We start from the raw sequence: 20,814 nt of genomic DNA on the forward strand, positions 1-20,814 counted from the left end.
GCCGGCTCAGTGATGGTGCGGGGCCGGAGCTTTCGGCGTGGCGGAAGCGGCGGGAGGGCGCTCGGCGAGCGCGCGCCGCATGACCTCGATCTCCTGGGCCTGCTCGACGATGATGCCCTGGGCGAGCCGGCGCAGGACGGGGTCGCGCCCATAGGCGAGTTCGGCTTTCGCCATATCGATCGCGCCCTGGTGGTGCGGGATCATCATGGCGGCGAAGTCCCGGTCCGGATCGCCGGAGGGCGGCACGGCCATGTCGGCGTGCATCCGGGTCATCGACTGGGCCATCAGCGCGTCGAAGCCGTCCGGGGCGCTCTCGGCATGCCCGGTCCGCATCATCATCATGCCGCCGCCCGCCAGGCCGCCGGCCATCAGGGTGGCGATCAGGATCGCCGTTGGTGCGCCGCGCATCGTCTCTCCCGGTTCTCGAAGGTCACGCCGGGAGAGATGCCGGGGAGCGGCGGATATTCCCCGACCGGGCGAAACGCACCGATCACGGCTGCGTGATGCGATTTTCCGACCGGACGGGGGAATACCGCGGCCTCATCCGGCATCTTTCGTCGCGAGCCGCGGCATCCATCCGCCACCGCCCGCCCCGAAAAGCGCCCTTGTGGAGAACGCCTTGGACGACCTCGCCGCCCTGATCGAGCCGCAGATCCCGGCGTTGCGGCGCTACGCCGTCGCGCTCCTGCGCGAGCGCGAGGCGGCCGACGACCTCGTCCAGGACGCCCTCGAACGCGCGATCCGGGCCTGGCCGCAGCGCCGCCGGGACGGCGACCTGCGCGCCTGGCTGTTCGCGATCCTGCGCAACCGCTACCTCGAAGGGGGGCGCGGCCGCCGCGGCGTCGAGGTCGGCCCGGAGCTGCTCGACGACGTCGCGGATGCCTCCGCCGATCCCGGGGCCGCCCTCGGCGTCCGGGACGTGCTCGACGGGCTCGCCGGCCTGCCCGAGGATCAACGCTCGGTCCTGCTCCTCGTCGCGGTCGAGGACATGTCCTATGCCGAGGCCGCCGCGGTGCTCGCCGTGCCGATCGGCACGGTGATGTCGCGCTTGAGCCGGGCGCGGGGCCGGATGCGCGCTTTCCTGGACCTCGCACCGACCGTCGTCACCGGACACCTGCGGAGGGTGAAATGACCGCGTCCGACCCCCGGCCCGTCGGCGAGGACGATCTTCACGCCTTCGTGGACGGCCAGCTCGATCCCGGCCGCCGCGCCACCGTCGAGGCCTGGCTCGCCGAGCACCCGGACGCGGCGGCCCGGGTCGCCGCCGACGGGCAGGCCCGCGCCCGCCTGCGCGCCCGCCTCGCCCCGATCGCCGACGAGCCGATCCCGGCCCGGCTGCGGGTCGCCCATCTGGCGCGCCCGCGTCCCGCCCGAAGCAGCCGCTGGCTGCCGGGCGCCGCGGCGGCGATGGTCTGCCTCGCCTTCGGCGGGGCGGTGGGTTGGGTCGGGCGCGGGGCGGTACCGCCCGCGGCGGCGCCGGTCGAGCCGATGACGCAGGCGGCGGTTTCGGCCTTTCGCACCTACGTGGTCGAGGCCGTCCATCCGGTCGAGGTCCGCGCCGACGGGACGCCGCATCTGGAGCAGTGGCTCTCGCGGCGCGTCGGCCGGCCGGTCAGGGCGCCGGATTTGCAGTCCCAAGGGTTCCGCCTGATGGGCGGGCGCCTGCTGCCGGCCGGCGACGAGCCGGCGGCGATGCTGATGTATGACGACGACCGCGGCACCCGCCTGACGCTCTACAGCCGCGCCGGCGCGGCCGGGGGACGCGGCGTCTTCCGCTACGCCCGCGAGGGCGACGTCGCCGCTTTCTCGTGGATCGATGCCGGGATGGCCTACGTGGTGACCGCGCGCACGGACGAAGCGCGGCTGCTGCGGGTCGCCGAGGCGGTCGACGCCCAGGCGAGCGGACGAGAAAGCGGGCCGCGGTGACGCCGGGCCAAGCTCGGTCGAGAAGATGGGCAGGGGGAGCGAGCATGACGGAACGCGTGCCGGGGCCGTCCGGACGGCCATGACCCTCGACCAGCTGCGCATCTTCGTGGCGGTGGCCGAGCGCCAGCACGTCACCCGGGCCGCCGAGGCGCTCAACCTCGTCCAGTCGGCGGTCAGCGCGGCCATCGCCGCCCTGGAGGGCCGGCACGCCGTCAAGCTGTTCCACCGGGTCGGGCGGGGCATCGAGCTGACCGAGGCCGGCCGCCTGTTCCTCGCGGAGGCACGCGCGGTGCTCGCCCGCGCCGAGGCGGCCGAGCAGGTGCTCGCCGACCTGAGCGGCCTGCGCCGCGGCACCCTCGCCATCCGCGCGAGCCAGACCATCGCCGGTCATTGGCTGCCTCGCCACCTCGTCGCGTTCCGGGCGGCCTATCCGGACATCATCCTGCGGCTCGGCATCGGCAATACCGCGCAGGCAGCCGAAGCGGTCCGCTCGGGAATGGCGGAGCTCGGCTTCGTGGAGGGCGCCGTCGAGGATGACGGCCTCGCGAGCCTTCCGGTCGCGGAGGATCGGCTCGTCCTCGTGGTCCGCCCCGGGCACGAACTGGCCGGCTGCTCGCAGCCGGGCCCCTCGGACCTCGCCGCAATCGCCTGGGTGCTGCGCGAACCCGGATCCGGGACGCGCTCGGCTCTCGAATCCGCCGTCGCGGCCGCCGGCCTCGCACCCGACGCGCTCACCGTGGCGCTGGAACTGCCCTCGAACGAGGCGGTGCTCGCCGCCGTCGCGGCGGGGGCCGGCGCGAGCGTCCTGTCGGAGGCGGTGGTCGCCCCCTCCCTGCGGAACGGGACACTCGTCGCCGTGCCGCTCGGTCTGCCGGCACGCACCTTCCGGGTCCTACGCCACAAGGAGCGATACCGCAGCCGGGCCGCGGATGCCCTGCTCGACCTGATCCGGGGGGCCGAGCCGTGAGCAACGTCGAACCCGACGATCCGCGCGTGCGGCTGGCAGAAGACCGGACGGTGCTCGCCGCGGAACGCACCTACGCCGCGTGGCTGCGCACCGGGCTCGCGTTCCTGAGCGTCGGTTTGGCCGCGCAACGCTTCCTGTCGGAGGTGCTGCCCGGCTGGCCGCTGCGGATCATGGCCCTGGCGCTCGTCGCCTGCGCATTCGGATGTTTTTGTGCGGCGGCCTGGCGCGATCACGCCGTGAGGCGGTCCCTCGCGTCGGCACCGATGCGGATGATGCCCCGCGCCCTGACCCTCGGCATCGCGCTCCTGCTCTCCGCCGTCGCGAGCCTCGCGGCCGTGACGCTGTGGCAGGTCTGAGTACCTCCCGGCGCTCACTCCACGGTCACGCGCACGCGGTGCCACGCGGCGCTGAGGTAGCCCTTGTAGTTCCAGGTGTCGTCCGGCAGCGCAGGCTGGGTCTGCCCGGCCTCGTCCCAGGCGCGCACCGCCAACTCATGCTCGCCCGGGGGAAGATCGAGGTCGATCGTCCAGAACGTCCAGGCGAAGCGCGCCCGCGCATCATGCTCGAGCGCCGCCTGCGCCCAGGTCCGCCCGCCATTGCCGGAGACGTCGACGCGGACGACGGTGCGGTCGCCCGACACCGCGTAGCCGCGGATTGTGTTCGCCCCGGCCGCCAGCCGTGCCCCGCGTGCGGGCTCGCAGATCGCCGCGTTCAGCGGCATCGTGTTGATGGTGTGACCCTGGGCGGGGTCGGCCGTCTCCGCCGTTACGTCCGACGGGAACAGCTTGTAGTCCTCGGCCTGGATCGGGTTGTCCGACGGGTGGTCCTGCACCGTGATGCGCTTTAGCCATTTCGGGCTGCGCACCCCGGCGAAGCCCGGCACGACGACGCGCAGCGGGAAGCCGTGCTCCGGCAGCAGCGGCGCGCCGTTCATCGCGAAGGCCAGCAGGGTCTCGGGCGCGAGCGCCTTGGCCAGCGGAATCGAGGCTCCGTAGGGCCGACCCTCGACGAGGTCGTGGCTCTCGAAGGCGACGTGCAGGTCTGCACTCTCGGCGATCCCGGCCTCGCGCAGCACGTCGCCCAAGCGGACACCGGTCCAGTCGGCCGTGCCGATCGCGCCGCCGTCCCACGGGTCACCGGAGACCGGCGCCACCGCCCGCATGTCCGCGCGGCGGTTGCCCGCGCACTGCATCGTCGCCGTGACGGTGGCCTCGGCATAGCGCGACCGCATGTCGTCCAGCGACAACTCCAGCGCCGTCGGGATCGCGCCATCGAGGCGGAGGCGGTAGCCGTCCGCATCGATCTCCGGCAGGTCGCCGTGCGAGCGCACGTAGAAGTCGTCGGCTGCCGTACGATAGTAGGCGCGCAGCCGCGCGAGGGGCGGCTCGGCATTGTACGGCGCCTCCCCGTGGACGATCAGGCGCGCCTTGCGCTCGGCCAAGCTCGACATGCGGGTCTCCGGGCTGATGGATCGCGGGACAACGTGCCGGGACCGGATCGGTCCCGGCGTGCTTCCCCGGCTTTGCCGTCGCGACGGCGGGCCGGGCACGTCGCCGTCAGGGCTGCGGCTTCATTGCCGCGAGGTAGTCGACGATGGCCTTCACGTCGGCCTCGTCGATCGGTGCCTTGTAGACGTGGACCATCTTGTTGACGGTCTCGGTCCACTGCGCCTTCGACAACTTGGGCTGGGTCAGCACCATTCCGGCCGAATGGCAGGCAAGGCAGTTGTTGTTGGCGGCCTCCGCCCCGGGGCCCTCCGGGAAGAAGCGGTCGGAGGTGGGCAGCTCGACCTGCTGCGAGGTGAAGCGCATCGGCTCGGCCGCCTCGGCGGCGAATGTCGGGGCGGAGGCCAGCGCGAGCGCGGCGAGCAAGAACGCGGTGCGGGATGTGACCATGGCTCTCTCCCTCAGGCGACGTGAAGCGACACGGTCTCGACGCCGTTCTGCATGAACCCGGCCCCGTTCCAGACCCGCTCCATCGGCTGGGCCAGCCCGTTCGTGTTGGTGCAGCGGACCTTGATCGCGTGGGTGCCGGCCGCGAGAGCCGGCAGGTCGCCCTCGAACCGCCGGAAGCTGTAGGGGCCCTCGTCGGCTCCGAGCTTGCCCAAGGACCACGTCGCGCCACCGTCGGCGGAGATCTCCACCGTCCTGACCCCGCAATCGCCCCCGAAGGCGATGCCGCGGACCGCCACCGGCGAACCGGCCGTCGCCTGTGCGCCGTCGCGCAGGTTGGTGACAAAGGAGCGCGGGACCATGCGGTTGATCGGCACCGTCTTGAACCCGGTCTGACCGGGCTTGATGTTTGCCCCCGGCACGTCCGGGATGCGGTAGGCGGTCTTCATCCAGTACTGGTCGTCGGGCTTGTCCAGCACCTCGATGTCGGACAGCATCTTGACCCAGTAGGTCGAGTACCAGCCCGGCACCACCAGGCGCAGCGGGAAGCCGTTGAGCAGCGGCAGCTGCTCGCCGTTCATCGCGTAGGCCAGCATGACCTCGCCGTCGCGGGCATGGTCGAGGTCGAGCGACTTCTTGAAGTCGGGCGCTTCGTCCACGACCGGTTCATCGAGGCCGCTGAAGCGGACCTGCACGGCCCCGGCCTTCACCCCGGCACGGTCGAGCACGTCTTTCAGGCGCACGCCCGTCCAGCGCGCGTTGCCCATCGAGCCGTTGGCCCACTGCGCCCCCGGCACCCGCGGCTCGAACAGGCCGCGGGAATTCCCCGAGCATTGGTTGACGGCGGCGATCTCGAAGCGCGGCAGCCGGGCGAGCTCGTCGAGCGACAGCGACAGCTCCCGGTCGACATGGCCACGCACCGTCAGCCGATAGGCGTTCGCGTCGACCTCGGTGGGGATCGAGGCCCAGTGCCAGCGCACGTAGAAGCGGTCATTGGGGGTGAATACGCCCTGGTCGAACACCTCGAACGGAGTCTCCAGGAGCGGCGGGCGCGTCCGCTGCAGGATCATCGGCCCCTTGCCGGGGAAGGCTGTGGTCAGGTCGCGCAGGTCGGGGCCGCCGGGCAGCGGGAGCTTGATCGTGCCCGCAGCCCAGGCCGGCAGCGCGGCCGCGAGGCCGCCGAGGCCGAGACCGGCAAGCATCGCGCGGCGGGGAATGGCAGGATGGCTCAAGGGTGTTCCTCCGGGTCCGGGCCGAGCGTCTCGCGCTCTCCCTTGGGTGATGGAAAGTATCTTCCATGAGACAGGGCTTCCAACGGAAAGTCCTGCTCGTTCCGATCGATTGGAGAGATCGTTTCCCTCCGGCGCGCCGGGAAACGGTCGTCCGAGGACGCTCGGTCAGGCGATGCCGAGGATATGGATCAGGCAGAGGCTGACCGCGGTGAGGGCGAGCAGGGAGGCGACCACCGCCAGCGTGACCCGCAGCCCCGCGCCGGCGACGCTGCGCACGTCGACCCCGAGCCCGAGCGCGGCCATCGACACGATGGTGAGCACGTTGGCGGTCGCGGCGATCGGCGGCAGGGCGGCTTGCGGGATCAGACCGCCCGAGCGCAGGCCGGCCATCGCCAGGAACGCCAGGATGAACCACGGCACGAGGCGGTGGATCGCGACGCGGCCGGGCTTCGGACGCTCTCCCGCAGTGACGTGCGGGGCCAGCTCGTCCGTCTCCTCGCGCAGCCGGCTCGCGCCGAGGGAGAGCGCCAGCACCACCGGGCCGAGCATCAGCACCCGGACCAGCTTGACCAGGGTACCGACCTGGACGCTCAGCGCCGCCACCGGCGCCGTCGCGGCGAGCACCTGCGGCACGGCGTAGACGGTGAGGCCGGCGAGCACGCCGTACTGCATCGGCGACAGGCCGAGGAGCGGCACGAGCAAGGGCAGGCCGAGCACGACCAGCACCCCGAGCACCGCCGTGAAGGCGATGGAGGAGGCGACGTCCTCGCCGTCCGCACCGATCACCGGGGCGGTCGCGGCGATCGCCGAGTTGCCGCAGATCGAGTTGCCGCAGGCGACGAGGATCGCGAGCCGGGGGTGCAGACCTAGGGCGCGGCCGATGCCGTAGCTCGCCGCGATCGCCGCCATCACCACCACGGCGATGCCGACGAGAAGGCCGGGTCCGGCCGCCAGCAGGGTTGCGAGGCTGAGCGAAGCGCCGAGCAGGACGACGGCGACTTCGAGGACCGTCTTGGCGCCGAAGGCGATGCCGGGGAAGAAGCGCGCGCCCGGGTTCCACGCGGTGCGGAGGGCTGTGCCGAGCACGATCGCGAGCACCAAAGCCTCAAGCCAGGCGCGGCCGAACAGGTGCTCCTCGGCCGATTCGAGCGCGAGGGCGGCGCCGGTCACCGCGAGGCACAGGAGGAGGCCGGGCAGGATGCGGCGCAGGGGTGCGAGGAGGGATGCGATGAGGGTCGCGGTGATCATAACGGTCTCGCGGGGTCGCTTGGATCTGTTCCCACCGTGCCGATTCGCGAGCATTCGATCCAACAGAACGTTGCGATAATTTTGTTCGTCATTGTCGATGATTGCGACTGTGCCGATGACGATGCCGGTCGTCGGATGGACAGGTTCGCCGGCCCTTGAAACTCCGAGCCCATGACCAAACTTGCCGGTGAACGGTCACGCCCGGCAGACGGGCATGATCCTGCGACCGGAGCAGGTGCGAGCCAGCCTCATGATCCTCGATCGGCCGATCGTGCGCCTGCTGGCGGCGGTGATCCTCGTGATCCTCGCCTCCCTCGTGCCGTCGGCAGGCCAGGCCCATGAGGGACACGCGCAGCACGCCGGCAACGGGCCCGCGACGCACATGCGGACCGCCTCGGTGGCAGCGGTTCCGGCCGTGAATCCTGCCGGGCATGTCGCCCGGGGCGAGCCTCCGGCCTACCTGGAGACCGCGCTCCGGATCACTGCTGTCGGGCCTGTCCGGGACGATGGTTGCTGCCCCGGCCCCTGCCGGGTCCGCTGCTGTGGAACGATGGCCTGCTGTGCCGCCGGCATTCTGCCCGGCCCGCCCGCCCTGGCGCCGATCCCGTTCCGGGCCGTCAGGCTGGTCCCGCGCGATGCTCCCGTTCGCACCGGCGCCGGACCCGAAGCCCTGCCCAGGCCTCCCCGAGCCCGCGCGTGAGATGAGGCGCGCCTGAAGGCGCGCAACGCCCGAGTTGTGCCCGCATCGACGGTGCACCTCCGGCCCTACCGGCACGGGGAGATCCCGTGGCTGCCGATCCCGCCTCTCGCCGCCCTGGGTGCGGCCGACCCGCCTCCTAGGCGAAGTCCGCGCACGCCCCGGCCTCACCCGGGGCCGTCCCGGGCGGCCGTTCGATTTGATTCCCATTCGAAACAGAGACCGATCCATGACCTCCCCTCGCACCTTCGCCGCCATCGTCCTCATCTCGGCCGGCCTCGCCGGTCCCGCCCTCGCGCAGGCGTCGCACGACCATCGCTCCATGCCCGGGCACGGGATGGGCAAGACGAAGCCGGACCCGAAGGACACCGTCTCTACCGTCGCGTTCAAGGCCGCCGACGCGGCGATGATGAAGGAGATGGACGTCGCCTATACGGGCGACCCGGACGTCGACTTCCGCACGCACATGATCCCGCACCACAGGGGTGCTGTCGCCATGGCGAAGGTCGCGCTGACGCACGCCAAAGACCCCGAGACCCGGGCGATGGCGCAGACGATCATCGACGATCAGGAAAAGGAGATCGCCGACATGGAGGCGTGGCTGAAGCGGCACGGCCGGTAGGCACCGCACGGGCCGGGCTCATCCCGGTCCGCTTCCCCCGATATCGACAGACTGCTTGAGGAAATTCGCATGCCAGCCACCGCCCAGAAGGCCGTCCTCTACCGCATGGTGATGGAGAAGCACCTCTGCCCGTATGGGCTGAAGGCCAAGGACCTGCTCGAACGCCAGGGTTTCGCGGTTGAGGATCACTGGCTCACCACGCGCGAGGAGACCGACCGCTTCAAGGCCGAGCACGACGTCAAGTCGACACCCCAGACCTTCATCGACGGCGCGCGCGTCGGGGGGTACGACGACCTGCGCCGTCGCTTCGGCACAACGGCGAACGACCCAAACGCGACGACCTACACGCCGGTCGTTGCGGTGTTCTCCATGACGGCGCTGATGGCGCTGGCGGCCAGCTACGCCGTCACCGGCACGCCGTTCACGATGCGCGCGGCCGAGTGGTTCATCGCCTTCAGCATGTGTGTGCTCGCCCTCCTCAAGCTGCAGGACGTCGAGAGCTTCTCGTCGATGTTTCTGGGCTACGACCTGCTCGGCCAACGCTGGGTCCGCTACGCCTACGCCTATCCGTTCCTGGAAGGCCTCGCCGGCATCCTCATGGTCGCGGGAGCCCTGAACTGGCTGTCGATCCCAGTTGCCTTGTTCATCGGGACGATCGGGGCCGTCTCGGTGTTCAAGGCGGTCTATGTCGACAAGCGCGAGATCAAGTGCGCCTGCGTCGGCGGGTCAAGCAAGGTGCCGCTCGGCTTCGTGTCGCTGACCGAGAACCTGATGATGGTCGCCATGTCGGTCTGGATGCTGGCGATGCACGCATGAGCGCCGCGGCCGGCCGACGTCGCACATCAGGCGGCATCCAGTCTGCCCGGGTTCGGACGGGGCAGAGATCTGCTTTGAGTCCAAGGCCCAAGCACCCCCGGGACCGTGCCGGTCCGGGCCCGTTGCACTGTTTGCTCGACGCGTCGAGCGGCTCTCGAAGCGGCGAAGCTGCTCGGCTCTAGAAACGACCGTGCGGGCATCGGAGAACCCGATGCCCGCACGGTCACGCGCCTCGAACCTCGATGCTACGCCGCCCGGCGGGCGTGCCCCTTGCCGCGGCGCGACACGCCGAGGCCCTTGCGGGCATCGCACTTGAGGCCGTGGCTGTGCCAACCCTCCGCGGGGGCCTGCTGCCAGCCATGATGGCAGCCATGCGCCGCGGCAGGGCCGATCCAAAGAGCCGTCAGCAATCCGATCGAGACAGCGAGGGTGCGCATGCGAAAATCCTTATCAGGTAGGGAAATCGGGTCTCAGAACCGGCCGGCGAGGGTCAGCCGCACGGCTGTCGGCTCGACCGGGTGGAAGTGGCGATCGGCGACGCCGGCCGCGTCTTCGCCCGGCAGGCGTGACACGTAGTAGTAGGTGATCTGATCCGCCTTGGCATTGGTCAAGTTCAGCACGTCGAGGGAGAGGCTGACCCCGTTGTCGAAGTTGTACCCGACCCGGCCGTTGAGAAGCGCGGTCGGCTTCGAGCGCACCGAGTTGTCCTCGATCAGAGGGCGCGGCCCGAAATAGCGGAAGCGGAGGGAGCCGAACCAGCCCTGGCCTTCGCCGAAGGTGATGCCCGCCGACGCGATCGTGGTCGGCGCCTCGGGCACCCGCCGGCCGACCGGGTCGCGGTCGGCGAAGCGGGCGTTGGTGATCGTCAGGTCGCCCTCCAGGGCCAGCCAGGGCGTGACGGCGTAATGGTTGCTCCACTCGATACCGAACCGCCGTGTCGGCCGGCTCGGCTCGGTGGTGCCGGTGTCGCCCTGGAACAGGTTCTCGGACGCGAAATCGAGCCGGAACAGCGCCAGGGAGGTTTCCAGCCCGGCGATCGAGCGGTTGCGGATGCCGACCTCGTAGCCGGTCGAGGGCACCAGGAACGGCGAGCGGGACACGTTGAACAGCGGACTGACCGGATCGACGGTGGCCGTGACGCCGCGAGCATCGTTCGAATGGAAACCGCCGCCGTAGTTCACGTACAGCTCGGTATCCAGCCACGGCCCGAGCACCGCCCCGAGCTTCGGATTGACGATGCCGTCGCGGGCGCGGCCCGAATTCGCCGGGGTGTCGGAGCGGACATCGGCATAGTAGCCGTCTGCCCGGAAGCCGACGCTGGTGCGCAGCCAGTCGGTCCAGCGCACCCGGTTCTCGTAGTAGAACGCCGCGCTGGCCTCCAGCACCCGGTCGTCCAGCACCGTCGAGCGGTACTGCCGCGCCGTCGTGTTGAACAGGCCGACCCGGATGTCGTCGGTGCGGGTCTGCACGCCGATCTCGTTCTCCATGGCGAGCCCGAACAGGTCACCCTGGAACACGCGCGAGATTTCGCCGCCGCCGAGCACGCGGCTGTCGCGCTGGCGGAACTGGTCGCCGTTGACCGGATCGTTGAGAAAATACGTGAAGTTGTTCCAGAGGTTCATCTGGTAGCGGATCACGTAGGCCGACGCCCGGGTGATGCCACCGGCATCCGACTGGCTCCAGCGCCCCGACAGCGAGAAGCGGCCGGTATCGCCGCCATCGCTCGGGTCGAGGGTGCCGTAGCGGCCGATGATCCCCTCCGCCACCGCCCGCTCGGGAATCTGATTGGTGGCATTCCACTTGGCCCAGTAGGCCATGCCGGTGACCGCAAAGCCGTCGAGCGGCGTGCCCTGGCTGTAGCGCACCACGCCGTTGAACTTGCGGAGGGTATCGGGCACCACCCACGGGCCGTCATAGGTCTGCGCCTCGCCCGCCACGAGCAGGTTGCCCGCGCCGAGCGGTGCCGAGGCGGCCGAGAGGGCTCGCTTGAGACCGAAGCTGCCCAGCGTCGTCAGCGCGATGTTGCGGTTGAGCTTGTCGAGATAGTCGATCCGCACCGAGCCGGCCGCGGCGAAGTCGCCGTCGCGCACGAAGTACGGGCCCTTGTGGAACTCGACCGCGCCGACGAGCTCGGGGATCAGGAAGTTGAGATCGGCGTAGCCCTGGCCGTGGGCATGGGTGCGCATGTTCACCGGCATGCCGTCGACGGTGATGGCGATGTCGGTGCCGTGGTCGAGGTTGAAGCCACGCAGGAAGTACTGGTTGGCTTTGCCCTCACCCGAGTGCTGCGTGATGATGAGGCCCGGCACTTCCTCCAGCACCTCGCCGGGTCGGGTCACCGGGCGGCTGTTGATCTGCGCCCCCGTGATGATGCCGGCACTTGCAGCATCAACCGGTCGAAGTGCACCGCCGATGCCGGTAACGCCGCCGACATAGCCGGCGCTGGCGTTAGGTGTGCCCGAAGTCGTGGCGGCCGGTGCTTCCGGTGCGACCGTGATCTCCGAGAGCGCGATGGTATCGGCGGTCTCGGTCACCGGCGGCGCGGCCCAGGCGTGGGAGGCGACCAGCAGGACGGTGGCGGAGCTGAGCAGGCTGTATCGACGCACCCGGAGGGCAGACGACAAGGTAGAGCGGGCCAACGGCATTCCAGAAGCGGCATCGAGGCGTGCCCCTCGCACGTCCCGCGTATGAGAAATCTACGCAAAGTTCACACCGCCGGCTGTGGCCGGCGGTCCTCAGTGGTCAGCGTTGTCATCGTGCGGGTGCGGGTGGTTGGCCGGCTCGGCGCTGTTCTCGGGAATGAGGTGCAGGTGGCCGTAGCGCACACCCCGCTGGGTGATGATGCGATCGGCGTAAGCCTGCATGGCCGGCACAGATCCATGCAGCACCGCAACTTCCAGGCAATCGTCTCTGGTCAGATGCACATGCATGCTGGCGATGGACACCTCGTGGTGGTGTCCTTCATCGGTGAGACGGCGCGCCAGGTCGCGGGTACCATGATTGTAGACGTAGCTCAGCGTCCCGTAGTAGGGCGCAGCACCCGCCTGATCTCCTTGGGATGGGGCGACCGCATCGCGGACGAGGTCACGCACGGCCTCCGAGCGGCTACCATAGCCGCGTTCGGTGCAGAGACGATCCATCGCCGCCAGCAGCTCGTCGTCAATGGTGATCGTGATGCGCTGCATGCCCGCTCCGTCAACTGCTTGATGGCTTTGGTAGGAGCATGGCGAGCGCGTGAACAGCTAGGGGAATGGCGGGCCTTCGCACGGCTCATGCCTCCAGCGTCCATCCATCACATGAACTGGCATGTAAGAAAATCGACCCGTTCCTGACAGCCAGAAGATCCTTCGGCGGTGCCGCACTTGACGCGAGAGCCCGGCGACGCAGCGAATGTCAGGAAGCCGTGTCATGAAATCAAATGTCTGGAAAATCCTCGCGACCGGACATTCCCGACAGAGCTTGCGAGGAGCCGCTTCGGGTCAACAGCGTGGATTGCAGGCATGAAGTCTGGATGTTCGAGAGGGGTCGATTACCGTTGTTCGGGGTGTATCCGGCGTACATCGTTTCATGTGTCTCGCTTATGCGAGGGGTAGTGAGATCCGGAGAACGGCGTGATGCCAGGCGCCGGCCCATCGATTAGCAGCCTTGGCCATAGGCCGCATGGTGCCGCCTCAGTCGACTATTACCCGGAGGGCGAATACCGCGCAGCGGGTTCGGGGAGCAGCCTCGGGCGGCGAGTTGGGGGCAGACCGCAAGGAGACGCTCCTCAGCGATACAGCCCATCCGCCTGCAGGCAGGTCAGCAGCTGTTGGGCCTGCTCCTGGGCCATCGCGTCCCGCTTCTGCTCGTCGAAGCCGTGCGCGAACATCGGCAGGAACCGGCTCGTCGCTCATTCCATTGCAGAGCCCTCCCACAGGATCAGCACCTAGCGGTCGGTTAGATCCTTCAGGAAGTGCCAGATCGTCAGCATCACGTTCAGCGCCGGCCGGTTCCCCCATCCGGTGATCACGCCCTTCCCGATACGTTCCACCCGGCGCAGGAGGGCGTGCTGCTTCTTCGCGATGAGGTCGCTGAAGGGCTCGAGGCAGGCGTCCTGCAGATCAGCGCGTAGAGCGGCGATGTCGGCCTCGGCTCTCGCTTCCAGGTCCGGGTCGGCCGGGACGAACACCCCTGGTACGGCAGTCAGCGCGCAGAGGAGGTAGGCCGGGATCGCGAGCTCGACACGCTGGCGATCGGATAAAGCAGGCATCACGGCATCATTGGGCTGTTGGGTAAGGGCAAGCGGCGCCGGTCAAGCGCTCTTCGTGTAGCCCTCCTATGCGAGTGCACCAAGATCCGCAGGATCAAGGTGTGGATTCCCTGGCAACCACAGGGCAGCAGGGAGGGATTCTAGGCACAGGGTGTTCAGCGCCCCGACCTCCTCGTCAGAACACCATGAGGAAGGCGCGACCGGGTGCGGTTCGCCTACAGCAGGCTCGATCGCGGGTGGAAGCTCAAGGCGGAGTTTCATTCGCCCGGGTACACGACACGGTGGAAAGAGCTTCTGAGCATATAATTCGGCTATATGCGCGGAGGATCGAGTACGTTGCGTGTTGAGCATATTACAAGAGATGTGGACCCTCTTGTCATCGCAACATACAAATTTTTTCGATCTAAATCATCTGCATCAAGTATAACTGCACCATCTGCTTCTAACCCTTTTAACAACAAAGTGCTTCCAACAGATCTCTTAGGTAGAGGACGACCAACCAACCGATTTTGTTCTCTGATTTTTATGGCGGCCTCTTTGAAATCAACAGCATTTGGTCCAATAGTTAATCTAAGCGCACCAATACATGATCGGAGAACAGCAGGACGATAAACAGTGACACCAGCTTCTTTATTCATTTCGACAAGTAGATCTATTACGGATTGATGCGATCGCGTGTCATAAAGTTTGATGGCCGCCTTTTCAACGTCCGATGGCTCAGTTTTATTTCTACCCTGTTTTATAGAGTTGATCCGCGAGATAAGATCAGCAGGATTAATTGATGTCATCACCATTTGCGCGAAAGAAGCAATCTGTTCTACACAATGATTATTTTCGAGATCCAGGTTGTTTGAAAAATTGATAAGATCTTTTAGATCGACGGCTTCAATAGTTACTGCACCCGGGGTCTGACTAGCAAATCTGCGCTGGCTGGCAGGGCTTTTGCTATCTGCAATAATAATAACCCGGCTGTCTTCACCTTTAACGATAGTTCGAGCTGCTGCGAGTTTCTTCGCATGATCACTTGTTCCATCTAGATTGATCCAAGTAACGTTACTTGGAGAAGTGCGCAAATCGATTGCTTCTCCTTCAATAAGCTTGCGTCTGACATCAAGTAACCAATTACCAAAAGCGGCTTGCCCTGCATTCACCCATCTCCACGGAGTATTAAGTTCTCCAACAATAGGAAAATGAATGCAAACATGTTTATTCCAGTCAGCGAGTTGGTCCTTCCCAAATCCAAATATGGCTTGCAATGGATCTCCGAGGACACACGTGGGGAGAGATTGAGAAGCAAACCAAACTATTGCATGTTGAAATATCGAACAGTCTTGATATTCATCGACAATGATTCTGGAATACGTTGATGATATTATATCTGAAATATGTCCGTTTTTCAGAAGTCTTACGGCTGCCGCTCGGATAGCGGGATAATCGTTAGTCGGATTACTTAGTCTAAGTATATCATCTTTGCACTCGCTTCTGCGAGGGAATAATGAGGCCAGCTTCATAGCCCATCCATCTATTGTAGAGAGACGGTAGTGTTTCGGAGAAACACCAGCTAAATCAAGCCGACTTCTTAATGCTGCTACACCAGCATTTGTATGCGTAAGAACAAGTATCGGCTTCATTTCGCAATGCCGAGACAATGCATCTGCAATTAGATGCGTTTTTCCACATCCAGCCGGCGCTGTGATAGTTCCTTTATCTACGCCCAGCAAATCAATATTACGGTTGAACATTGCTAGACCAATCGAAAAGAGAGGTTAGAGATTGGATGAAATCGGCATCGCATCCTTGGTTGACATCGGGTCCAACGATTTCTCGCCCAATCTCCTCCATCTGACCAACGGTTTTAAACCAAGACGACTTCTTTGCAGCGTTTCCAAGGCACTCGCGGATCTGTGGAGTTACAGCACACATACAAGTTGATAGATCAAGAGAGTTGTTTGAATGCGTTTTTATTTGATCATTAATTGCCTTGGGCGCGTGGTCTGATGCTGCTTTTTCGAGCAATTTATGGATCGCGTGATCTGTAACACTAAAAAATATTTCCTGCTCAAGTGCTCGACCTGCCCGCCATTTGAAAACAACTCCGCCAGAAGAAATAAATTTCTGCTCGATAGCTACATCAGGTGAAGCGTCATCGTCGCGTAAAACTGCGCAGCGATAACGAAGACCGAGAAAAGATGGCGCGCGATTGTATATTTTATTGACGCCGCCTGCATCTACAAGCGCTAATCCACACGCAAAAATAGACGGATATCCAATAGATACCCTATATTGATCTAGGCCACGAATAAGACCTACTTCACTGGCTCCTTCGCATACCAGTACAGAACCAGCCAAAAAGGCGTCTGGAGCAACTCGAATTGTTCCTTGAGCCTCGTTACTATCCCCTACCCAATAGATATAATGGCTGTCTTCCAGCCGCCGTACAATAACTAGCTGATTTCCCGATAACTCTCTTAGGACAATGGGAGAATGAGTCGTGGCAAATAGCTGCAATGGAGCTTGTGCTTCTTTCGCGCCCAATGATCCAAGAAATCTTATTATTCTATGGGGCTCTAAACCATGCTCAAGTTCGTCAACGAGTATAATAGACGACTTATGAGCAGCTACTCTCTGCAACCCAGCAATGAGAAGACGTGTAGAGCCTATACCAAGTCCTTTAAGCGGTACGCCAACGTGATCATGCAATGATATGGTGCCGCCAACAAACGATACAGAATGCGCATCAAGTAACGCTCGAACATTGTCCCCTATGGGTATACCAAGTTTATGCGCTGTCTCAGAAACAATTTTGAGAGCTGAGCCTAGCTCTTCGGCCGCGCGGTCACCAAAGGCCCCTCGTGCATCTCTGGCTGCTTTTGCAAGGGTGGCAGATGTATCTGCTCGCTCATCTGAAATTTGATTAAGTACAGATCCTCGTTGCCATCCTAGGTTATGACTAGCTGTTGCTCCAATGCGAGTAGGCGAAATTTTTGCGCGATCTGACCACTGCAGAGGCTTCGCTTGCCCTTGGCCGATTGCACGATCAGAAACGAGTTGCCAAGAAGGTTCTAGATCACTTCTTACTTCAAGCTTTAAAGTTATTACTGTTTCTAGATCAGCTTCAGGTTCGTCATGTAATTCTTTTGTTTTTAAGTCAAAACCACGGAGATATAATCCGTAATTATCAAGATTTTTTAGACTATCACTTAGTTCTCCGAGGGTAATAAATATTTCGATTGGGCAATCAACCTCCAATTTATAAAAATCACTGTCGCAAAATTGCACGTTGCGACGGGCTACAAGGCATAAATCAATTGCATCTAGTATGGTTGATTTGCCACTATCTCCAGGCCCAATGAAGCAGTTAATGCCTTCCGATGGAGCGAAATCCAATTGCTTGATAGATCGGAAGTTTTTTATCTGTATAAATCTAATTCTAGACATTTATGTAAGCCGCTCCCCCTTCTTCGGGCCAACCATAGCGCGGCAAGCGAACGAGGGGAAGAGACACGACTGTGTGCACTAGGCAGGGGAAATGGTTTTAAGATCCATAGCACGAACGTCAGTGCGGATCTTCGCCGCTCATAACTCACAAGTTATGAGCATCGTGGGCCATCGAACGTGCAGTGGTCGGAGTGGTCAGACTGTCGGACGTCCAAGCAGCTTCATTCCGTCTGGTCGAAGCTGACCGTTGGCATCAACGTGGCGGTAGAGCGTCTGACGGGTAACCCCGAGCTCAGCGCAGAGGGCGCTTACCTTCGTCTCTGATTGACCCATGGCTACCTGAGCCAGTCGCAGCTTCGCAGGTGTCATCTTCGGCTTGCGCCCACCCTTGCGCCCCCTCGCCCGTGCTGAAGCCAAGCCTGCCTTCGTGCGCTCCACGATCAACTCGCGCTCGAACTCGGCCAGCGCCGCGAAGATGCCGAACACCAGCCTGCCGTTGGCGGTAGTGGTATCGATGTTGGCGCCCTGCCCCGCTAGAACCTTCAGCCCGATACCGCGCGCCGTCAGATCGTGGACGGTGTTGACGAGGTGGCGCAAGTCGCGCCCGAGCCGATCGAGCTTGTAGATCACCAGGGTGTCGTTCTGGCGCAGGGCTTTGAGGCAGGCATCGAGCCCAGGTCGGTCGTCGCGCTTGCCGGAGGCGTGATCCTCATAGAGGTGCTCAGGCCCGACCCCGGCCTCGAGCAGTGCGTCACGCTGCAAATCAGTGACCTGCGACCCGTCCGCCTTCGATACTCGCATGTAGCCGAGCAGCATCGTTCCTTCCCCCTGCCGCGCCCGGCGCCAGCGCCGACCGGTTCGTCACGCAAACGGACGTTAAAGTGACAAACCGAGCGCGGCCGTTCGCAACACCCTCGACGTGTCACAAAACCAGTCATCCTGTCTATGATCCGTAAACGGTTATGAGATGTCATTTAGTGACATAGCAGTTGGGATGAGTCTGGCGTGAGTGACTTTGTCTGCGCCTCTGCCGGATTGTTGGACCGACGAGCCCCAACCTCGACAGGCACTTCACCATGCACGCTCCGCGTTCCCCATGATCTACGAGCGTCAAGGTACTGACGGGCGGGCACGGGCGCCCGTGGGCAATCCGGTTAACGGCCGCGGGTTGGGAGTTCCAGCGTCCGGCTAATTCGCCATCGCCGCGAGTTGATTCACGAGGTCTGGTTCTTCTGAATCAGTTACATCTGATTCTTTACTTTTAAGATAATCGCAGAATCAGTTAGTTTAATGGATTCCCCCATGATATGCCCGAGATCGACATTGCATCTTGAAATTATTTTGACGAAAAAGTCGGGATCCCGTAGACCGATGTTCGCCGCCGGACGGATTGGTGCCGGCGTTATTTTATTTCATTTACGGATTTCTGATGACCGATACGATCTACATCGCCGTCTACCGGCACCGCCACGGCGAGGACATCTACGCCTACGCCACCGAAGCCGCCGCTCTTAAAGCTCGCGACGACCTCGCCAACGAGCAGTGGAAGTGCGAGATCGAGGGTAAGCGCGAGCCCAAGCAGAAGATCGGAGAGCGCTACTTCGGCTTGGTTGAGGACGAGAAGTTCGAGATCCCGAAGCGCGTGGTGCTGGCATGAGCGCGCGTCTTAACCGCGGCCTGTTCTCGTATTACCTTTACGGTGCCGAGAACGCCCTCGTTACGCTGGCCGTCCCGTTCGACGACAACGGTGATGGCGCCGAGCTTGCCGATCTGGTGCGCGGAAACTCGACGTCGTCGGCCGAGGCCATCACACGCATGATCGCTACGGTCATCCGTGTACACGCTTACACGCAACTGCACCCGACCGCGGTCAAGCGGAAGCAGATGCTGGACACGTGGCTGTGTGTTCTCTCGGAACTTGTTAAGTGCAACCACATGTTGGCCGTAGCCGGCAGCATCGAGCACGGTCCGTACTATATGGCGACGAGCGCACAGCCCCGCACGGAGACCACCGACGAACAGTTCGAGGCCGATCTGCCCGAGATGATTTCGTGGTTGAACGAGCAGTACGAGAGCCGTTGCGGAGGCGCCCGGTGACGACCGTCTCGATTTGCCAGCTGCAGAGCAAGCACTCGTGGTTTGGCTCGACCGTGGTCCACTCTACCTGCGAGTCGGCCCGGCGGTTTCTGCGCCAGGAGAAGATCAACGACCTCGTGAACTACGAGCATTCCCGCGACGAGGTGGAAGCGTTAGACGACGACGCCCTCCACGCGCTATGGGACGGTAATTACCCAGGGGGTGCCGGGACGGGCGGCTCCATCGCGGCTTAGGCGTCAGGTCGCCCCCCCCCTTGCCGTCTGACGGTTTGGCTGATTCCCTGTCGGGATGAGCCGCAGTGACCTGGAGCGCCTGAGCAAGGAGGAGCTGATCGAGCTGGTGCTGAAGCTGCACCGGCCGGAGAAGACCTCGCGCACCTCGTCCAAGCCGCCGGCCATGGATCGCAAGGAACGGCGGGAGAAGTCCCGCCCTGGCGGGGCCAAGCCCGGGCATGAGGGCCACAAGCGGGCGCTGACGCCGGATCCGGATCAGGTCGTGGAGCATCGGCCCTGCGCCTGCTCCTCGTGCGGCGAACCACTGCCGGCCGATCTTCCGGCCGAGGTGGTCAGCGTGCATGAGCGGATCGACCTGCCGCTGGTTCGTCCGGTCGTGGAGCAGCACCGGCGCCTGTGCGTGACCTGCCCGGCCTGCCGGACCCGGGTCGCCGCCCCGCGTCCGGCGGGGGCCGACGCGACGCCGTTCGGGCTGCGGCTGCACGCGGTGGCGACGTACCTGAAGACCTTCCAGGCGCTGTCCTACGAGCGGTTGCAGGCGGCCCTGTCGGACCTGTTCGGGCTGAAGCTGAGCCAGGGCGGGCTGATGAACCTGCTACGCCGCGCCCAAGGCTGCTTTGCCGAAGGCCGGGACGCGGCGCTGGCGCGTCTGCGGCAAGCGCGCGTGGTGGCCTCGGACGAGACCGGGGTGCGGATCGAGGGCGCCAACAGCTTCCACTGGGTGTTCCGCTGCGAGGAGGCGGTGGTGCATCACGCCGCCCCGAACCGGGCGGCGGCCGTGGTCGATGAGGTGATGGCCGGGCACCGGCCCTTGGTGTGGATCTCCGATCGCTACTCGGCTCAGCAAGGGCATGGCGAGCGTCAGCAAACCTGCCTGGCGCACCTCGCCCGCGACGTGACCTATGCCGTCGAGGCGAGCGACGACCTGATCGCCCTGCGGTTCCAGTGGTGGCTCGACAATGCCTTTGGGCTTGCCCGTCGGGTGACCGCGTTGGCGGCCTCGACCCTGGCGCGCAAACGGCGCGAACTGGAGCAGGATCTCGACGACATCCTGAAGGCGCCCGCCACCTGCGACCTCACCCGAGCGCTCCAGACCCGGATGCAGCGGGCGCGCGACCAACTCCTGACCTTCGTGGCCTTCCCCGGCCAGGTCGACGTGACCAACAACGCCTGCGAGCGCGACCTGCGGCCGGCCGTGATCCAGCGCAAGATGACGAACGGCTACCGGGCGATGTGGGCCGCCCAGGGCGAGGCGGACATCCGCACCGTCGTCGCCACCGCCGCCCTCAGGACCAAGGCGACACCCTTCGCTACCCTGCTCACCACCATCACAACCTGATCAAAACCCCAACTCCAACTACAGAGGGGGGCTGGGAAAACGCGCGTACCAAAAAATA

23 protein-coding genes are annotated in these 20,814 nt (G+C 64.6%); 11 read left to right on the forward strand and 12 right to left on the reverse strand.

The window, feature by feature from the left end:
- Positions 1-6 precede the first annotated feature (6 nt).
- Positions 7-408 carry a CopM family metallochaperone gene (locus tag BMX97_RS01730; RefSeq protein WP_048427048.1) on the reverse strand — a complete coding sequence of 134 codons (402 nt, stop codon included), beginning with the start codon at positions 406-408 and terminating at the stop codon, positions 7-9.
- A gap of 211 nt (positions 409-619) precedes the next feature.
- Here BMX97_RS01730 and BMX97_RS01735 point away from each other — a divergent pair, with 211 nt between their 5' ends.
- The 4 genes from BMX97_RS01735 (at position 620) to BMX97_RS01750 (ending at position 3,249) form a co-directional block, all read left to right on the forward strand.
- Positions 620-1,132 carry a sigma-70 family RNA polymerase sigma factor gene (locus BMX97_RS01735; RefSeq protein ID WP_048427049.1) on the forward strand — a complete coding sequence of 171 codons (513 nt, stop codon included), beginning with the start codon at positions 620-622 and terminating at the stop codon, positions 1,130-1,132.
- A complete protein-coding gene (locus BMX97_RS01740; protein WP_048427050.1) occupies positions 1,129-1,926 on the forward strand; it encodes an anti-sigma factor family protein in 798 nt (265 codons plus the stop codon). The genes BMX97_RS01735 and BMX97_RS01740 overlap by 4 nt, the downstream gene beginning before the upstream one ends.
- A 79-nt stretch (positions 1,927-2,005) precedes the next feature.
- Positions 2,006-2,893, forward strand: coding sequence for a LysR family transcriptional regulator (locus tag BMX97_RS01745; protein ID WP_091744788.1), 888 nt, complete (start codon positions 2,006-2,008; stop codon positions 2,891-2,893).
- Entirely contained in the window at positions 2,890-3,249 is a 360-nt protein-coding gene (locus tag BMX97_RS01750; protein ID WP_091744790.1) for a YidH family protein, read from the forward strand. Before BMX97_RS01745 ends, BMX97_RS01750 begins: the two co-directional genes overlap by 4 nt.
- A 14-nt stretch (positions 3,250-3,263) precedes the next feature.
- Here BMX97_RS01750 and BMX97_RS01755 read toward each other — a convergent pair whose 3' ends face one another.
- From BMX97_RS01755 to BMX97_RS01770, 4 genes are all read right to left on the reverse strand, one after another.
- Positions 3,264-4,343 carry a molybdopterin-dependent oxidoreductase gene (locus BMX97_RS01755; protein ID WP_091744794.1) on the reverse strand — a complete coding sequence of 360 codons (1,080 nt, stop codon included), beginning with the start codon at positions 4,341-4,343 and terminating at the stop codon, positions 3,264-3,266.
- A gap of 106 nt (positions 4,344-4,449) precedes the next feature.
- Positions 4,450-4,788, reverse strand: coding sequence for a c-type cytochrome (locus BMX97_RS01760; RefSeq protein ID WP_058617457.1), 339 nt, complete (start codon positions 4,786-4,788; stop codon positions 4,450-4,452).
- A gap of 11 nt (positions 4,789-4,799) precedes the next feature.
- Positions 4,800-5,987 carry a molybdopterin-dependent oxidoreductase gene (locus BMX97_RS01765; RefSeq protein WP_091744797.1) on the reverse strand — a complete coding sequence of 396 codons (1,188 nt, stop codon included), beginning with the start codon at positions 5,985-5,987 and terminating at the stop codon, positions 4,800-4,802.
- A 195-nt stretch (positions 5,988-6,182) separates the two neighbouring features.
- The gene (locus BMX97_RS01770) at positions 6,183-7,265 is read right to left on the reverse strand and encodes a YeiH family protein (protein ID WP_091744799.1); all 1,083 of its coding nucleotides are present in this window, start codon (positions 7,263-7,265) and stop codon (positions 6,183-6,185) included.
- Positions 7,266-7,479: 214 nt separating this feature from the next.
- Between BMX97_RS01770 and BMX97_RS01775 the strand changes: the two genes are divergently transcribed.
- The 3 genes from BMX97_RS01775 (at position 7,480) to BMX97_RS01785 (ending at position 9,400) form a co-directional block, all read left to right on the forward strand.
- On the forward strand, positions 7,480-7,965 hold the full coding sequence (locus BMX97_RS01775; RefSeq protein ID WP_244538223.1) for a hypothetical protein: 486 nt from the start codon (positions 7,480-7,482) through the stop codon (positions 7,963-7,965).
- A 226-nt stretch (positions 7,966-8,191) separates the two neighbouring features.
- Complete coding sequence (locus BMX97_RS01780; protein WP_091744802.1) at positions 8,192-8,584, forward strand: CopM family metallochaperone; 393 nt, start codon at positions 8,192-8,194, stop codon at positions 8,582-8,584.
- 69 nt (positions 8,585-8,653) lie between these two features.
- Entirely contained in the window at positions 8,654-9,400 is a 747-nt protein-coding gene (locus tag BMX97_RS01785) for a MauE/DoxX family redox-associated membrane protein (protein WP_091744804.1), read from the forward strand.
- 245 nt (positions 9,401-9,645) lie between these two features.
- On the opposite strand, the gene BMX97_RS01790 is transcribed toward BMX97_RS01785, so the two are convergent.
- The 7 genes from BMX97_RS01790 to BMX97_RS01825 form a co-directional block, all read right to left on the reverse strand.
- Complete coding sequence (locus BMX97_RS01790) at positions 9,646-9,837, reverse strand: hypothetical protein (RefSeq protein ID WP_048427058.1); 192 nt, start codon at positions 9,835-9,837, stop codon at positions 9,646-9,648.
- 33 nt (positions 9,838-9,870) lie between these two features.
- Positions 9,871-11,898, reverse strand: a complete 2,028-nt coding sequence (locus BMX97_RS01795; protein ID WP_091745109.1) for a TonB-dependent receptor — start codon at positions 11,896-11,898, stop codon at positions 9,871-9,873.
- A gap of 237 nt (positions 11,899-12,135) precedes the next feature.
- Complete coding sequence (gene nikR, locus BMX97_RS01800) at positions 12,136-12,585, reverse strand: nickel-responsive transcriptional regulator NikR (RefSeq protein ID WP_091744806.1); 450 nt, start codon at positions 12,583-12,585, stop codon at positions 12,136-12,138.
- A gap of 740 nt (positions 12,586-13,325) precedes the next feature.
- On the reverse strand, positions 13,326-13,649 hold the full coding sequence (locus BMX97_RS01805) for a hypothetical protein (protein ID WP_244538224.1): 324 nt from the start codon (positions 13,647-13,649) through the stop codon (positions 13,326-13,328).
- Positions 13,650-13,960: 311 nt separating this feature from the next.
- A complete protein-coding gene (locus tag BMX97_RS01815; RefSeq protein ID WP_091745111.1) occupies positions 13,961-15,391 on the reverse strand; it encodes a UvrD-helicase domain-containing protein in 1,431 nt (476 codons plus the stop codon).
- The gene (locus tag BMX97_RS01820) at positions 15,378-17,087 is read right to left on the reverse strand and encodes an ATP-dependent nuclease (RefSeq protein ID WP_091745113.1); all 1,710 of its coding nucleotides are present in this window, start codon (positions 17,085-17,087) and stop codon (positions 15,378-15,380) included. Before BMX97_RS01820 ends, BMX97_RS01815 begins: the two co-directional genes overlap by 14 nt.
- A 195-nt stretch (positions 17,088-17,282) precedes the next feature.
- Positions 17,283-17,903 carry a recombinase family protein gene (locus BMX97_RS01825; protein WP_091744811.1) on the reverse strand — a complete coding sequence of 207 codons (621 nt, stop codon included), beginning with the start codon at positions 17,901-17,903 and terminating at the stop codon, positions 17,283-17,285.
- A 613-nt stretch (positions 17,904-18,516) separates the two neighbouring features.
- On the opposite strand from BMX97_RS01825, the gene BMX97_RS01830 reads away from it, so the two are divergent.
- From BMX97_RS01830 to BMX97_RS01845, 4 genes are read left to right on the forward strand one after another with little or no spacing between them, the layout of a single operon-like run.
- Positions 18,517-18,744, forward strand: coding sequence for a hypothetical protein (locus BMX97_RS01830; RefSeq protein ID WP_091744813.1), 228 nt, complete (start codon positions 18,517-18,519; stop codon positions 18,742-18,744).
- Entirely contained in the window at positions 18,741-19,184 is a 444-nt protein-coding gene (locus BMX97_RS01835; RefSeq protein ID WP_091744815.1) for a hypothetical protein, read from the forward strand. The genes BMX97_RS01830 and BMX97_RS01835 overlap by 4 nt, the downstream gene beginning before the upstream one ends.
- Positions 19,181-19,417: a hypothetical protein gene (locus BMX97_RS01840; RefSeq protein ID WP_143074539.1), complete on the forward strand. Its 237-nt coding sequence runs from the start codon at positions 19,181-19,183 to the stop codon at positions 19,415-19,417. The genes BMX97_RS01835 and BMX97_RS01840 overlap by 4 nt, the downstream gene beginning before the upstream one ends.
- A 55-nt stretch (positions 19,418-19,472) precedes the next feature.
- Positions 19,473-20,756 carry an IS66 family transposase gene (locus BMX97_RS01845; RefSeq protein ID WP_091744819.1) on the forward strand — a complete coding sequence of 428 codons (1,284 nt, stop codon included), beginning with the start codon at positions 19,473-19,475 and terminating at the stop codon, positions 20,754-20,756.
- The last annotated feature ends 58 nt before the right edge of the window (positions 20,757-20,814 follow it).

The organism is Methylobacterium sp. ap11 (genome assembly GCF_900110515.1).
GTDB lineage: Bacteria > Pseudomonadota > Alphaproteobacteria > Rhizobiales > Beijerinckiaceae > Methylobacterium > Methylobacterium ajmalii.